A 16,402-nucleotide genomic window follows, 5' to 3' on the forward strand; every position below is an offset into this window, starting at 1 on the left:
CTGGTTAAAATTGGCTAGTCTCGCTTTGCTACTTGCATAACTGACGACTGTTTAATGATTAGGCATAGTTGAACGCGTTTAGTTCCCGTAAAGTTGGGGTTTATATCGTCCTTTTCACAATAGGTGTGATAAAAACGTTTAACGCTTGCGCTATCAGCGGTGATTTGCTGAACATATGTTTTCTGGTAAGGCTTTAAGGGACTCAGCTGGACATTAATTTTATCTTGTAAACTACGCAGTTCTTCTCGCTCCGGTAAGGTTGCGATTGAAACTAGCCATTCAGAAAGCGAGTTCTGGATATCTTCAAAGAGATACTGAACAAAAGGAGACCGCAGCACAATTACCAAAACAATAATTTCAGCAGCGATGATAAAGAACCTTAACATGACTTCTCAGCTAACTTTGACAGACGTTTACTACAGATAGCGCCAATTTTTTTAGCACCTTTCTTACTATGTGCTCAACTACACTTTGCCAAATTACATTTTCACAATGCTCACTGTACACGATTCAAACAGTAATTGACCACATTATTATCGACGATAATAGGGTCATATCGGTTTACCTGTAAATACAGTAAACTATACTCATGTATAGTAGGTAACGCCTAATCGTCAATGTTGGGTATCAAATGGCATCTGGCCGTTATATTAATCCTCATTATTCACGTAGCTGTATTTAACTATTTATAAAGTTACATAGACTGAGGAAATCAAGATAAAAAACGACTTATGTTCTGAAGTTTCAGTATTGACTGAAACTTTAAAAAGATACACCATACGCTGCATTATTGATCTACATTAAATATGACGTTTTGAACGCAGTTTTACTGCACAGGCAGTTCGTTACGTCACATAAGGTTAAGCTATGAATGAACAAATACCGGTAAAGACCGTTACACCGGTAAAAGTACATAAACCCAAAGGTAGACCTGAGGGTAAACGCCACGACTCTCGTAGCCGTATCTATGTGCGGGCTGTACAAGGCCCTTTAGAGACGTTTAGACGCATGTTTGGCCTTTTCTTTTTGGGCCTCTTTGCCATCATTCCATGGATTCAGTATAACGGGCATCAAGCCGTGCTACTCGATATTGGTGAGCAGCGATTTACTATATTCTCACTAACCTTGTGGCCTCAAGATCTCACTTTACTGGCCTACATATTTATTGTTTCCGCCTTTGCTCTGTTCTTCGTCACCACTTTCGCTGGTCGAGTGTGGTGTGGATTTATGTGTCCTCAAACAACGTGGGTATATATTTATACGTGGTTCGAAGAGAAATTCGAAGGCCCGCGCAACAAGCGTATAGCGCTGGATGCACGCAAAATGGATGCAGATAAATTTTTGCGTAAAACAGCTAAGCACACCGCTTGGGTATTGGTAGCGCTGTTAACGTCTTTAACCTTCGTTGGCTATTTTACGCCAGTTGATGAACTGTTTATCGATTTTGTGACATTTAACACCAGCTTCTGGGCAGGTTTATCGGTTATTTTCTTTGCCGTATGTACCTACGGAAACGCTGGCTACATGCGCGAAATCATGTGCACGCACATATGCCCGTATGCGCGTTTTCAGTCTGCCATGTTCGACAAAGACACGTTTACTGTATCGTACGATGCAAAGCGTGGAGAGCAACGCGGCCCGCGACCACGCAAACTTAGTCACGAGCAAGTAAAGGAAAAAGGGTTAGGCGACTGTATAGACTGCAACCTGTGTGTTCAGGTATGCCCAACCGGTATCGATATTCGAAATGGCTTACAATACGAATGCATCAACTGCGGTGCCTGTGTTGATGCCTGTAACGGTGTTATGGATAAAATGGGTTATCCTAAAGGCCTGATAAGCTTTACCTCTGAAGAAGAACTAGCTGGCGGTAAGACTCACATTTTACGTCCGAAGTTAATTGGTTATTTTGTGGTTTTAGTGGTGATGACAGGCTTGTTGTTTGCCAATATTTGGATGCGCAGCCCCACCGAAGTTGACATTATCCGCGACAGAAACTCGCTATACCGCGAAACGAATGAGGGACTAATTGAGAACGTTTATACAATAAAAGTACTTAACAAAACACAGCAAACCCAAACCTACTCTATTGCTGTAAAAGGTTTGCCTGACTATAAGTACATTGGTGAGCAAACTGTAACAGTTGAAGGCGGTGCGGTGTATAGCACGCCAATTTCAGTTGCAACTGACGCCTATAATCTGGAAGATACGGTTACCGATATTTTTATCAGTGTAACCACCACTATTGATGGGGAATCGGTTACTGTTGATGAGCCAACAAAGTTCCTTTATCGATGACAGATTTTTCATTCTCTGGCCTTAGCCCAGACACCATATTAGATGCCCTGGAAAGTCAGGGCATTTTTCTTCAAAGCGGTTTGCTAGCACTAAATAGTTATGAAAACCGCGTCTATCAGTTTTTGGCTGAAGACGGTCAGCGCTATGTAGCAAAATTCTATCGCCCAGGTCGATGGACCGACGCTCAAATTCTTGAAGAACACGCGTTTGCTGCAGAGCTAATCGAAAACGAAATTCCATTGGCTGCGCCCATTTCTCTCAATGGCAGCACGCTGCATCATCACACCGTGGCCGAAACTGACTATCGATTTGCGTTATTTCCTTCGGTAGGCGGCAGGCAATTCGAAAATGACAACCTTGATCAACTCGAATGGATGGGGCGTTTCATTGGCCGTATTCACCGCGTGGCCCATGCTAAAGGGTTTGCACATCGTCCCTCGGTTGATATTGAAAGTTACCTCGATGAGCCGAAGCAGGTGCTTATGCAAAGCACACTGCTGCCAGAGCATCTAAAGACAGCATTTTTTGCCATACTTAACCCCGTTATTGATGCCACGAAAAAAGCGTATAAGCCAACATCAAGTATTCGGCTTCACGGTGACTGCCACCCAGGCAATATACTGTGGCGCGATGGCCCTACCTTCGTTGATTTAGATGATTGCCGCATGGGCCCTGCTATCCAAGATTTGTGGATGATGCTAAGCGGCGACCGCCAACAACAACTATTGCAGCTCGATACTTTGGTTGAAGCATACGAGGAGTTTCACCCGTTTGATACTGCACAACTGCCACTTATTGAGCCCCTCCGCGCTATGCGAATGGTGCATTACATGGCATGGCTTTCACGACGCTGGGAAGACCCTGCTTTTCCGCGGGCATTTCCTTGGTTTGCTGAAGACAAATACTGGGAAGGCCAAATACTTGCTCTGAAAGAACAGCTATCGGCCCTTCAAGAGCCCCCACTGAAATTAGGATATTGAGCCAGCCCCTTTACTGCTGAAAAAACGCTTTTTCCATGACCGTTGTCGATAATCTTATGGCGGTTACGAAAAAGCGTAAGGTATAAGAAACCATATTCGCTATCACTTTTTAACTTAGATATAATCGACAGTGTGTAGGTGCTCTTGTCTAGCTCCGTATTATACCAGTCCGCATAGATAATTACCCACTCAGCGAGAGTTAAAATGTTCGTAATCGCGGCGTGTTACCGTAGGTATAGTGGTTCTACATCAAGGTAACACAACAAAGAGTACGAACATTTTAAACTCGCCCTTCGGGAAGGTCTGGCAAGCTTCCTAGCTGCATTCTGGGAATTTGAAAGGGAACAGCCATTCCTGCATTCCCACGCTTTGCTATGAAGCTTGCCAGCGCCTTCTGAGTGGGCAATGATCTATGCGGATTGGTATTAACTACGGCGACAAGGGTTAAACGGGAAATCAGTGAAAAACTGATGCTGCCCCCGCAACGGTAAACTCAACGCGTTGTCGTTTTCTTTTCATACGCCACTGTCTTTTATGCGTTAGGTATTTAACGCCATTAGATGGGAAGGCAAAAGAGCTATTACATTTTTAGTAATGGTGAGTAAGCCCGGATACCGGCCTGTACTTCATGGTGTCGTTTGCTTGCTCACATCCATAATTAAGCAAAAACGCGCACTTTCCCTAATCATGTGCTCGGGTGGAGCGCATCAAAGACAACATAAAAACCATGCGTACACATTTTACTAAAGCAGCCCTTAGCGCTGCAGTTATTTCGTGCTTAAGCACACCTGCCTTTGCTCAAACTTATGACCAAGATATTGAAACCTTAACAGTAACAGGCACGCGTTTGCCTATTTCGTTAACCAAACTTCCTGGTTCAGTTTCGGTGCTAACTGAAAGCGACATTAAAGCTTCGGGCGCACTTCAACTTACCGATCTAATTCGCGGCCTACCTGGCGTTAGCTTGTCTCAGTCAGGCAGTCCTGGTGGCTTAACAGAGCTGCGCGTGCGCGGCGGTGAAACCAACCATCTACTTGTTTTAATTGATGGCGTTGTTGCCAACGACGTAGGCCAAGGAAGCCTGGTTGACCTTGCTCACTTAACTAGTACAAACGTGGTGCGCATAGAACTTCTTCGAGGCCCGCAAAGCGCAAGATGGGGCAGCGGGGCTATCGGTGGTGTATTGAGCATTACTACGAAGTCAGGCCAGTTTGCCGATAATGCGTCACACGTAGACTTCTCTGCTGGCGTTGGCACACAAGGTACATTGCAGGGCAGCATGAACGCGCGCTCGCAAAGCGATAACGTGGGTGTTTCAGCATACGCCAGCTACATTCGCACCGACGGCGACAACGTATCTCGTGTTGGTAACGAAGATGATGGCTACGATAACATGACCGCTGGTATTAATATTAATTATGCCGCAACGTCGGAGCATACGTTAATAGCTAACCTTCGCACGGTTCAGTACGAGAATGATTACGACGGCACTGATTTTGTGACGACAGGCCTTCCTGCTGACTCAGATAACGTGACGGATGGTTCACAAATTAGTGCGAAATTAAGATGGGAATTTGCTCCGGAAAATACAGGTTATCGCTCAGCGCTAAGTGCGCATTATCGCAAAGACGATAACGATAACACCGAGTCAGGTGCAGACACTGGCGGCACCACTGGTGAGCGCATAGAGTTAAACTGGACAGGTTTCTATACCATGGATAACTGGGATTTTGCTGGTGGTGTTGAATACCTACAGCGCCTTTTTACCCAGCGCGGCCCAATTGCATTTGGCGATCCGAACCAGAAGCAGCACGACAATACTTATAGCGTATTTGCCGAGACAAATGGCCAGCTAACCGAGTCGCTAACCGCAACACTAAGCGCACGATTCGACAACAACAGTGAGTTCGACAATGCCGTAAGTTATCGCGGTGGCCTTACGTGGCAGCTTAACGATTACTACGCTGTTTTTACCAGCTATGGTAAAGCTGTTAAAACCCCCACCTTCACCGAGCGCTTTGGCTACTTCCCTGCAAGCTTCATCGGCAACTCAAACTTAGAACCTGAAACCAGTGAAGAATGGGAAATAGGCGTTAAGGCAAACTGGAAATCACTGTCTGCACAAATCAGCGCATACACTACCGACCTTGAAGATGAAATCAATGGCTTCGTATTTGTGTCAGATTTGGGTGCATATAGTGCCGATAATATCGACGGTGAAAGCTCACGAGAAGGTATTGACCTAGAACTTAACTGGGACAGTGGCTATGGTGATTTTACCGCAGCGTATAGTTATCTAGATGCGGAACAAACCGACAATGGTATAACCACCACTGAACTGCGTCGTGCCCGTCACCAAGGCTCATTAACCTACAACACTGACTTTGGAACCCAGAAGTTCAGCTTCTATACCAAGCTAGCTTACACAGGAAGCCATTACGACACCTTCTTCCCTCCTTACCCTGAACCGTCTCAGACATTGGCGCTATCAGCCTATACGCTTGCAACCGTTAATTTGGGCTATCAGATAGATAAGCAGTGGCAGGTTTCGTTGAAAGTCGACAATGTGTTTGATACCGATTACGAAGACATCGTGGGTTATGCTGGTCAAGAGCGCCGTGCTCTGCTTCTTGTTAACTACAGCATGTAAGTGATGTAACGTTAATGAACCTTCTGTTGAGCGTTGCTTAAAGGCAAAACTCAACGTGCAATTAACAAACAATGAAGGGCTATACATGGTTATAGCCCTTTTTCTTTGAGTTTCTGTTAGGGCCTGATGATTCAGACTCTGTTCATCATGCGTATATAAAATACTGCATTTACCTAAACCTTGAATCGCGTTTTTTAGTGAGCTTATCGCGTAGTAAGGCATTGAAGTAGAACAGGTCCTAGTTAAGCGAACAAGCCTGTGATAATCTCGGTATCGATAATAGTTTTTTGAACATAGGATTATATTCCATGAAAAAGTTTGCAGTAATGTTTGTCATGGCAATGCTTTTGCCACTAACAGCCTGCGCTCAAGAGCCGGCGTCTAAATGGAAAGAAGGTACTCACTATACTGTGCTTGATAAAGAAGCTACAGATAAGCCAGTAATTACAGAGTATTTCTCATTTTGGTGCCCTCACTGCTTCCAGTTCGAGCCAATCGTTGCACAGATTAAAGAAAAGAAAAGCGACGGTACTAAATTCAATAAAGTACACGTTAACTTTATGCGCTTCACTGGGCCTGAAGTTCAGGACGATGCGACTAAAGCCATGCTAATTGCCCGCGCGATGAAGCAAGAAGACGCAATGAATAAAGCAATCTTTAACTATATCCACAAGCAACGTGCATCTATCACAGGTTTGAAAGACCTTCGTAATATCTTCGTTGTGAACGGTGTAGATGGTGAAGAGTTTGATAAAATGGCTAAAAGCTTTGGCGTAAATAGCATGGTACGTAAGAATCAACAGCAAATTGATGAGTATCGTGAGCACTTAACTGGTGTGCCAAGCTTCATCATCAACGGTAAATATCAACCTACATTTACCGCTGACATGACCTTTGACGATATCGCAGATCTAATCGTGTGGTTATCTGAACAGAAATAATTTGGTTAATAATTTAGCCACTCATTATATTTTGAATAATTAAATGGGCGCTCAGGCGCCCATTTTTACGCCTTGGAGCATCCCAATGTATGCAGTAAGTGACTTTGCTGACTTTATCTGTGAACTTGACCAGCTAAAAGCAGTTAAGCGCCAGATCACCCTTCCCTGTGATAACTATCGACAGGAAAACTCCGCAGAGCACAGCTGGCATGTTGCATTAATGGCAAATATGCTAAGCGAATATGCGGCTAAACCCATAGATGTGACCCGCGTTATTCGCATGATCCTTATTCACGATATTGTGGAAATTGATGCTGGCGACATGTTTGCTTTCAATCATCAAACAGATCACGACGCACAAGCCGAGAAAGAAGTAGCTGCCGCTAAGCGCATTTTTGGTTTATTGCCGAGTCCACTTAGTAGTGAAATGCTCGATTTATGGCTTGAGTTTGAAGCAGCGGAAACCGCCGATGCAGAATTTGCAAAATCAATGGACCGCGTACTTCCCGTATTTCAAAATATGAAAGACAACGGAGGAAGCTGGAAGCGTCACGGTATTGCAAGGGAGAAAATTGAGAAGCGTAATGCTCACCTTAAATCTTGCGCACCGGCTTTATGGGACTACGTTATGCAGCAGCTTGATGTGGCCGTTGAAAAAGGCTGGCTAAGTCAGTAACGACTCAGCCAGACCTGTAGTATTAATTACAACATAACGTTGTAATAGTGTATTGCAATTAGAAGCGTGTACCAATCCACATCCAGAAGCGATTGGTATCCGCCTTTATATCTCCCGCATCGTAAGTACCGTACTTAATGCCAAAATTGTACTTACCTGCAAACTTCTTCGTATACTGTACATTAATTTCGCTGCCTAAGTCGTCAGCACCGTTACTGCTGTCGTCAGCGCTGAAATCGTGGTAAGCCAAAAGCCATTTACCACCGGCTAGCCCACCTGATAGAGATAACTTAAGATCTTTTAAGCCCTGTGCTGGCGTGCCCAAGAACTGATCAGTCCAACCGTTGAATTTGTGCAGCGTAGCTAGCGGCGTTGCAAACCCGTACAACCCATCGTCAGAACCTAGTATTTCGTAATCGACCTTAGCCGTCACGCCAGAAAACGTGGCTGCGACATACGCATTTAAATAAGAGGCGTCAAAGTCGGTGGCCGTTTCGCCCGCGCCAGCTTCGCTTGATTGCGTGGCAAACTCACCACCGTAAGCCCAACTCACGCTCTCACCTTTCATCTTTCCGTCGTAGCTCACGCCATACGTGTCCAACGCGTTATCCGTGTCGTTGTCCACTTCTAAAAGGTAAGCGTAAGCCACAAACTTGCCAATTTTGGATGTATAAGTAGCATGAAGAATATGATCTTTAGAATCTAAATCTGCCGCCTCAGCAAAAATGCGGTTGCGTTTGTAAAGATAGCTATAGAATAGTTCTAGATTGTCTGTTGCCGCATATTTAGCGCTTACGGCATCAAAGGTCTGGCGGTCTTGTCGCCAGCCAACGTGGCCAACAAATCGATGGTCATCCAACGTAATTACTTGTCGCCCTACTCTGGCGGTAAAGTTATCTTCCTTAAACTGAATAAAAGCTTGATCAACTTCGGTAGTTTCAGGGTCGGCAATGACCGAATACTCACCTACGTTAAAGCCAGTAGGCCCCACAGTAAACTCATCTTGCCCAAGTACAATACGACTGTCTTCAACCTCAGCGGTAAATGAGAAACCATTAACGCTACCCGAACTAAACCCTAGACGCGTACGCAAAGTCAGTGCACTTGCGTCTTCTAACGCATTGTCTTGATCAACAGCTTCGTAGCGTAAATTCAGATCCGCCCATGCCTTTGAATCGCTTAATGCGCTGTGAATGTCAGCGGCCATTACGCTTCCACCCAATACTGTCAAAACAGATGCTGTTAGCATCTTAATGCCAAAGTTTTTTAACGTGTTCATGTGTATTCCCTATCGGTATTGATGAGGGCCTGCTGGCTTTTGCTGTACATTTTTTGCAGCGGTCTGTGTGCCATCTAGGCAAGGCGGATGTTTGACGGTTTAGTGGTTCTAAATCGAAAACATTCAACGCAGTATAGATGGCACACAGGCGCTGCCCGAAGGGGTCGTTATGGAAGCCTTTTACTCTTTGTCACAGTCCTTTAACTTAGCCCACTAGGCTTGCAGGACTGTTTCGCGATTAAAAGGCTTCCATTTAGACCAAAACTTGTACAACAAAGGCCAACAGGCCCAGAAGTCAACACTTACCCAGCCAGCAGTAGAATGCTGGTTAAAAGTGATGGTTTTGGTTAGTTGGCGGAAAAGGCTTCCGCCCTAGTCAGGTGCCGATAAAGCTAGGCGGCATCTGACTTCTTAGCGTCTTTTTTTTCAGATGACACCCCGCTGGGTTTTGCTAGCTGTTGTGAATGTTTGTTAGTTGTAGGCGATTGGTTGGCGCGTGACGAAACGGTTTCAACCTTCTTTTGTTTGTCGTAAAGGAAAGTTAAGACTTCATGTCTGTAGTGGTTGTACTGCTTGTTATCTGCAAGTGCTAATCTATCTCGCGGACGCGGCAACTCAATATCTAGAATTTCGCCAATGGTGGCTGCCGGGCCGTTATTCATCATAACAATGCGGTCTGATAGCAATACCGCTTCATCCACATCGTGAGTAATCATAATAACCGTGTTACCCAAATCAGCATGAATTTCCATTAGCGAGTCTTGAAGGTGAGCGCGAGTTAGGGCGTCTAGCGCACCGAACGGTTCATCCATTAGCAGCACTTTTGGCTCCATTGCCAACGCTCGTGCAATGCCCACTCGCTGTTTCATACCACCTGATATTTCACTGGGTAATTTATCAAGGGCGTGGGTCATGTGCACAAGCTCTAGGTTGTGCATGATCCAGTCACGCATCTCGTTTTTACTCTTGCCTCGCATGGTCGATTTTACGGCCAGCTCAACATTCTTGTATACCGTAAGCCAAGGTAATAAAGAATGGTTTTGAAAGACTACTGCGCGTTCAGGTCCAGGCTGCTTCACTTCTGCGCCATCTAAAATTACGCCGCCGGTAGTAGCTTGGTGCAAACCTGCGACGATATTCAGCACCGTTGATTTACCGCAGCCCGAATGACCAATTAACGACACAAATTCACCTTTGCTGATTTTAAGATTTACATCTTGAAGCGCAGTAAATGGCCCCTTCGGTGTGGGGAAGTCGATACCCACCTGCTCTAACTCTAAGTGTTTAGTGTGCATAAAATTCTCCTCAAAATTAGCGTAGTACGCTCGACTTGTCCCAGCTTACAGCGCGCTGAATCGATAACATTAGGCGGTCTAGCACAAAGCCAATAGCGCCAATGGTGAGCACTGCGACCATGATTCTCGCTAGCGACTCTGAACTTCCGTTTTGGAATTCATCCCACACAAACTTTCCTAGGCCCGGGTTTTGGGCAAGCATTTCTGCCGCAATCAGTACCATCCAGCCAATACCAAGCGACAATCTAAGTCCTGTAAAAATCATGGGGATAGAAGATGGAAGTACTATTTTGGTGAGATGAGCAAACGGCGTAAGGCGCAATACCTTACTTACGTTGATTAGGTCCTTATCAATATTTGATACGCCTACTGCGGTGTTAATAAGGGTTGGCCATAAACAACAAAGCGAAACCGTAAAAGCAGAGGTCACGAATGATTTAGAAAAGGCCGGCTCATCGCTGACATAAAGGGCACTTACCACCATAGTCACCAGCGGCAGCCATGCCAATGGAGACACAGGCTTAAACAACTGGATAAGTGGATTTATTGCGGTGTAAGCAGATTTACTTAGACCACATAGTATACCCACGGGAACCGCCACGACTGATGCAATTAAGAATCCAACCATGACGGTGTAAAGGCTTGTCCATATCTGATCAAAAAACGTTGGCGCACCGGTGAATTCTCTAATTTTTGGCTGATAAGTAGGGTCCTGCGCTACACGCGCTGCATTTCTTGCTTCTTGACGTTGATAGAAAGCGTCTGCTTTTTCGCGCTGTGCAATATGCTCGTCAATTAACGCACCGGCTTGCTCAAAAACTTGTGCGGGCCCTGGGAACTGCCCCAGCGACGTGTCGATACTTTTTGCTACACCATTCCAAATGGCCAAAAACATCAGCAAGCCAATAACAGGCAGCAGCAACGCAGGCGTGGATTGATATAAACGGCTCAACAAAGAGTTGGCGTTTGACGGCGACGATGGAAGGCGAAGAATGGTTGTCATCTTGCTCATTGCTTGCTCCTGACACATGATGTGCGCTATTGCGCGGTTTATGCCCCGCCCTAGTTAGAACTGAAGTCGGGGCCATTGAACCTGACACTTACAGTACAGTGTCGCCCTTAAGTCCTATCTTAAATTGCTCTAAATAAGCGTTAGGCTTGCTTCCATCAAACGTCACGCCATCAATGAATTCGCTCTGAGGCGGCTTGTAGCCTGTTTCCGTTGCAAACTCAGGGAAATCAGACGCTTTAGCTTTACCTTCGGCAATGAGTGCTTTAGCTGCCTGAGCATAAACCTCAGGTTTATAGACTTTTTTAGCTGTTTCTTTATACCAGTCGTCAGACTTTGCTTCTGAAATCTGGCCCCAACGGCGCATTTGTGTGAGATACCAGATAGCGTCGCTGTAATAGGGGTAGGTAGCGTTGTAGCGGAAGAACACATTAAAGTCGGGCACGTCGCGCTTGTCACCCTTCTCGTATTCGAAAGTACCTGTCATGCTGTTAGCCAGTACGTTTTCATCCGCACCTACGTAGTTACTCTTGGCAAGAATCTTTACTGCTTCAGGGCGGTTAGCATTGTCATTCTCATCCAGCCACATTGCCGCACGAATTAGTGCTTTAACCACACGAATGTGCGTATTAGGGTATTTTTCTGCCCAGCCTTGGCTTACGCCGAACACTTTTTCAGGGTTATTTTTCCAAATTTCGTAATCGGTGATCACAGGTACACCAATACCTTTGAATACTGCCTGTTGGTTCCAAGGTTCGCCCACGCAGTAGCCATAGATAGTGCCGGCTTCCATCGTCGCTGGCATTTGCGGTGGAGGTGTTACAGACAACAGTGCCTGAGCGTCTATTTGACCTGCTGTGTCACCTTTATGCGGCGCATAATATCCAGGGTGAATTCCACCTGCCGCTAGCCAATAGCGTAGCTCGTAGTTGTGCGTAGAAACCGGAAAGACCATTCCCATGTTGAACGGCTTTCCTGCGTTGCGGTATTCATCAACCACTGGCTTTAAATAATCGGCCTTAATGGGATGTACTGGCTTGCCATTTTCCTGTGGAATATGCGCCTTCATTTTGTCCCAAATTTCATTAGAAACGGTAATACCATTTCCGTTGAGATCCATGCTGAACGCTGTTACCACATGCGATTCCGTACCGAAACCAATGGTCGCGCCAAGGGGCTGACCAGCCAACATGTGGGCGCCATCTAATTGGCCGTCAATTACGCGGTCAAGCAGTACTTTCCAGTTAGCCTGTGCTTCCAACGTAACGTAGAGGCCCTCATCTTCAAAAAAGCCTTTTTCGTACGCCACAGCAAGCGGTGCCATATCAGTGAGCTTGATAAAACCAAACTTAAGTTCTTCCTTCTCAGGCCAGCCTACCGCTGGCGCTTGTGCTGCCACACTCGCAGAAAAACTTGCTACAGAGACGGCAAGTGCTGCACATACTCCAGCACTCGCCGTTCGAAAGCGTTTTAGCAGTGATGTTGTCTTTAACCCAGTCATACGTGTTCCTCGTAGCCAAAAAAAAACCCACCAGCGTACGACGTTTAACCGTCGAGCATGGTGGGCTTCGTTGCCGTGTTTGTAATATCGGAGTTCTTACAAACGCATCAAGTTGTTAATGGTAAGTCAGGAATTCCCGCTCACACACCTCATCTTTAAGGGAGGTTTATTAAAAGCTTTAGCTTATAAAACCATCTTTATTTTTTATTATTATGCACTTGCCATAAATGCCGGAGATGATGATGCTTCCTTACCGTTCTCCGCTGAATCCTATTTGTTTACCCTATGGTAAGTGTTGTGCACTCCACTCTGCCATCGCATTTGTGTTTGCACCCGTTGCTTTGTACAGCAACGTTGCTGTTGCACGGATTAATTAGCACCCATCGTGCCAGAAATGTAAGCCATTAAAATTTATGAACATTTACACTATTGAGGTAAGAGAAAAGTGAGAATGAATTCGTTTTGGTGCACCAAAACAGGGGGGGGGTTCAACCTTGGTGCGCGAAAGCAGATACCAAGGTTGAACAAATATGGCCAATGACTAAAGCCGTCTGATTGTGTCGCTAATTTTCTAGAGGCGTTTAGTAAATTGCCCGATAGCGTTTACCACTTCATTGGCACCGCTTTGGATTTCGCTCATTGCTTTGCCTGACTGCGTTGAATACTCTAAGGCTTCGCGCGCTTTTTCCTGACCCGCTTCAATTAACTGAACTGCATTTTCTGTTAACTTTCTGTTTTCTACGACGACGTTTACGATTTCTTCAGTTGCGCTACTGGTTCGCGACGCTAGCTGCCTGACTTCATCGGCAACCACCGCGAAACCACGCCCTTGATCGCCTGCACGTGCAGCTTCAATAGCAGCGTTAAGCGCCAATAAATTAGTTTGATCGGCAATTCCGCTAATACTTTTAACCAAGTCCGCAACTTTTTGGGATTGCTCATCTAGGTCCTTAATACCTTCACTCGCATTGCCCATCTGTTTCGTTAATTCGTTCATCGCCTTAACCGTAGAATCGAGCACTTGATTTCCCTTACGAGCTTGCTCTCCAGTTTCTTGCGAAATGTTGAATGCAACGTTGGCGGCTTCAGAAATGGCGAACTCCCGCTTCATTTGCTCTGTAATTACCGTTGCGAATTTCACTACTTTATAAAGCTGACCATCTTCGTTTCTGATGGGGTTATATGACGCTTCTAGCCACACGTCATTCCCTCGGCTATCAATGCGTTTGTAGCGTCCAGATTCTAACTGTCCTTGCGCTAGCCCACGCCAAAAATGTTTATATTCTTCCGAGTTCGCCTCTTGCTCTGTGCAAAAGATCCTGTGATGCTTCCCAACTAGTTGCTCCAGCTTGTACCCCAAACCTTTCAAAAAGTTTTCGTTGGCTTTTATGATGGTGCCATCAAGGTTAAATTCAATAACAGCAGAAGAGCGATGAAGCGCGGCAATCATATCTCTAAGCTCATTACTGTAAGAAATATTGCGCGTTTGCTCTGCCATATAGAAAGAAATACACTTCACATTTCCATAGGCGTCGTCTATGGGCTGTATGATTCCTCTTACCCAAATCTCATGACCTTTTGCATTGTTGAATCTAACTGCGCCATGCCAATGACGATGATTTTTAATAGCGCCTAGCATATCTTGAACGTCCGATTTTTTGAGCGATTTCGGATCCATCAAGCTTTCAAGAGACTTCCCTTCTAGCTCTGAAATCTTAAATCCTGTTGCTTGAGTATATAGATCATTAATTGCACTTATACGTCCGTCTGCATTCAACTCAATGTACAACATTTCTTCACGAAGCTCTTCCTTAACCGTTTCATGTGCCGCCATTTCCTTTTCCAAACGTTGGTTTTCGGCTATCAACTCTTTATTTTTGAAAAACATCCTGCGCTCCTAATGAACTTCGTTTCACGCATTATTTATCAGCCGACTTAGCTCATAACGAAGCCACCCTGACAAAATAGGCACTGGCGTATCACACTGAAATACGGTTAGTTGTCTGAAACGATAAGCTAGTATTTATTGGTTTTGATTAAAGATAGCAGAGGAAGTGAAGTTTATTGATGTTTCACACAAATAAAACTAAATTTTTTTGTTCAATAAAGATTAAAGATAGCCCAGTTTGGGCATTGACATAAACGCGCTACTTTTTGCTATACAAAAATACTCATGGCAGCGATGAAAGCACGCAACGATTCCGGCCGCCCGTTTTGGCGTCGTACAAAGCTCTGTCAGCGGTATTAAGGATCGAAGTTAACGTCCAGTTGTGGTGATTAACGAAATTGACCGTTGCAACGCCCAAACTTGCGGTAATTACGGGTGAAACTGTGCTCTTGCTGTGCTCTATCCCTAATGATTCTATCGCATCTCGAATCTCTTCAGCTTTCACCTTCGCGCCTTTCTCATCGATATTAGGCAAAATCGCTACGAACTCCTCACCACCGTATCGAGCACAAAAATCAGTATTACGGGTAATAACTTCATTAAGCCCAATAGCGACGGCTTTCAGGCATTCATCCCCTTTAGGGTGACCATAATTGTCATTGTAAAGTTTGAAACTATCGACATCCAAGATAATCACCGTCAACGGCCATTCATACCGTTTTGACATTGCTATTACCTTTTCCATTTCCATTTCAAACGCCCGTCGGTTTGGGATGTTAGTGAGCGGATCGCTAAGTGACAAACGAATCAATTCGGTTTCTTGGCTCTTCACTCTCTCAAAATACAGTGCAAAGGTTTTAGCCAGGCGAGATATCTCGTCACTGCCTTCGAAGCTTGCTACCTCGTCACTATTTTTTTCAACCAAATTGGTTAAAGCAATTAAACGCAGAATAATACGTTTGTAGATGAAGAAGATGATGGCGCAACAAATAATCATCACAATTAATGAGAGTGCCAATGACAGGGTTATTTGTTTGGACACGGCCTGGTTGGCAGACAATGCGTAAGAAGAGGTGTCTTTTGTGATTGAAGATGCCCTAAACTCAATATTTGACGCGACTTCTTCAGCCAAGTGCTCAACAAAACTGCCTCGCCCTCTTGAACGTCCACGAATACGCATAACATTAGCTTGTTTATCAATCATGCCCCATTTACCTAATACCCCCTCCTCTAGCGCTCTTACCAGTTCGCTGCTGCGCTTGTCTAGCGATGTCGCCTCACGCAAGGAAGCGATGCTTTCTTCAATACTGTCCTCTAACTTGCGTAACTCATGCAGTTGGAACTGCTGATTTATTTGGGCAATTTGTAATATCAGAGGAACCAGCGTTTGAGAAGATTGAATACCCACATACTGCGATTTATTGTCTTCGAAAATATTGTTCAAGTAAGTAAAGAGTACTTCCCTTTCCACCCGCACTTCTTTTTCAACATCAATTCGCTGACGCACTAATGCGTTTAGTTCTTCTATTTCTAATGTAAGTACATTCAGTTGCGTCGCTAAGTACTTGTCTCCCTTCTCAAGTTTCAAATTGGAGGAATCCAGGCGCTCTATCGTTTCATCTAACTGAGTTTTGACAATACGCCGAGACGATTGGCTCTCAGACGATGTTAATCGCGCAGTAAGTGAAATTAAGTGCTGAACTTCACGCGTAATTTCAGTAGCTTGGCTAAGAGTGGGGATAGAAGACGAGGTGATATCGTCAAGCACTTTTCGCACGTCATTTAAACGCAGCAGCGACAACACCAGTATCAAAAGAAAAAATCCCATCACACTGCATTGTGCAATGATAAACAGATACAAGGTCTTTTTCTTATGCTGCATCTG

At 45.0% G+C, this 16,402-nt stretch carries 12 protein-coding genes and 1 riboswitch; of the genes, 5 read left to right on the forward strand and 7 right to left on the reverse strand.

All coding sequences use genetic code 11. The features are described from left to right. Positions 1 to 14: 14 nt before the first annotated feature. Positions 15 to 386 (reverse strand): hypothetical protein, encoded by a 372-nt coding sequence (locus QME20_RS03990; protein ID WP_239218754.1) that lies wholly within the window; start codon positions 384 to 386, stop codon positions 15 to 17. A gap of 481 nt (positions 387 to 867) precedes the next feature. Here QME20_RS03990 and ccoG point away from each other — a divergent pair, with 481 nt between their 5' ends. From ccoG to QME20_RS04015, 5 genes are all read left to right on the forward strand, one after another. Then, positions 868 to 2,298, forward strand: a complete 1,431-nt coding sequence (ccoG, locus tag QME20_RS03995; protein ID WP_281715492.1) for a cytochrome c oxidase accessory protein CcoG — start codon at positions 868 to 870, stop codon at positions 2,296 to 2,298. Continuing rightward, positions 2,295 to 3,278, forward strand: coding sequence for a serine/threonine protein kinase (locus QME20_RS04000; protein WP_239218758.1), 984 nt, complete (start codon positions 2,295 to 2,297; stop codon positions 3,276 to 3,278). Before ccoG ends, QME20_RS04000 begins: the two co-directional genes overlap by 4 nt. A gap of 403 nt (positions 3,279 to 3,681) precedes the next feature. Next, positions 3,682 to 3,916: riboswitch (cobalamin riboswitch) on the forward strand. An 89-nt stretch (positions 3,917 to 4,005) separates the two neighbouring features. Then, the gene (locus QME20_RS04005; protein ID WP_239218760.1) at positions 4,006 to 5,928 is read left to right on the forward strand and encodes a TonB-dependent receptor; all 1,923 of its coding nucleotides are present in this window, start codon (positions 4,006 to 4,008) and stop codon (positions 5,926 to 5,928) included. Positions 5,929 to 6,236: 308 nt separating this feature from the next. Further along, positions 6,237 to 6,869, forward strand: coding sequence for a thiol:disulfide interchange protein DsbA/DsbL (locus QME20_RS04010; RefSeq protein ID WP_168534372.1), 633 nt, complete (start codon positions 6,237 to 6,239; stop codon positions 6,867 to 6,869). A gap of 85 nt (positions 6,870 to 6,954) precedes the next feature. Then, complete coding sequence (locus QME20_RS04015) at positions 6,955 to 7,545, forward strand: HD domain-containing protein (protein ID WP_014948247.1); 591 nt, start codon at positions 6,955 to 6,957, stop codon at positions 7,543 to 7,545. Between the two features lie 58 nt (positions 7,546 to 7,603). Here QME20_RS04015 and QME20_RS04020 read toward each other — a convergent pair whose 3' ends face one another. The 6 genes from QME20_RS04020 to QME20_RS04045 form a co-directional block, all read right to left on the reverse strand. Next, positions 7,604 to 8,824, reverse strand: a complete 1,221-nt coding sequence (locus QME20_RS04020; RefSeq protein WP_239218762.1) for an alginate export family protein — start codon at positions 8,822 to 8,824, stop codon at positions 7,604 to 7,606. Between the two features lie 392 nt (positions 8,825 to 9,216). After that, positions 9,217 to 10,119 (reverse strand): ABC transporter ATP-binding protein, encoded by a 903-nt coding sequence (locus QME20_RS04025; protein ID WP_039224488.1) that lies wholly within the window; start codon positions 10,117 to 10,119, stop codon positions 9,217 to 9,219. A gap of 16 nt (positions 10,120 to 10,135) precedes the next feature. Continuing rightward, positions 10,136 to 11,131: an ABC transporter permease gene (locus QME20_RS04030; protein ID WP_039224486.1), complete on the reverse strand. Its 996-nt coding sequence runs from the start codon at positions 11,129 to 11,131 to the stop codon at positions 10,136 to 10,138. A gap of 88 nt (positions 11,132 to 11,219) precedes the next feature. After that, positions 11,220 to 12,629, reverse strand: coding sequence for a CmpA/NrtA family ABC transporter substrate-binding protein (locus tag QME20_RS04035; RefSeq protein ID WP_239218764.1), 1,410 nt, complete (start codon positions 12,627 to 12,629; stop codon positions 11,220 to 11,222). 571 nt (positions 12,630 to 13,200) lie between these two features. Next, a complete protein-coding gene (locus tag QME20_RS04040) occupies positions 13,201 to 14,517 on the reverse strand; it encodes a methyl-accepting chemotaxis protein (protein ID WP_239218766.1) in 1,317 nt (438 codons plus the stop codon). 283 nt (positions 14,518 to 14,800) lie between these two features. After that, on the reverse strand, positions 14,801 to 16,399 hold the full coding sequence (locus tag QME20_RS04045) for a GGDEF domain-containing protein (protein WP_239218768.1): 1,599 nt from the start codon (positions 16,397 to 16,399) through the stop codon (positions 14,801 to 14,803). Positions 16,400 to 16,402 lie beyond the last annotated feature (3 nt).

Origin of the sequence: Alteromonas sp. CyTr2 (assembly GCF_947311905.1) — a bacterium.
Taxonomy (GTDB): Bacteria; Pseudomonadota; Gammaproteobacteria; order Enterobacterales; family Alteromonadaceae; genus Alteromonas; species Alteromonas macleodii.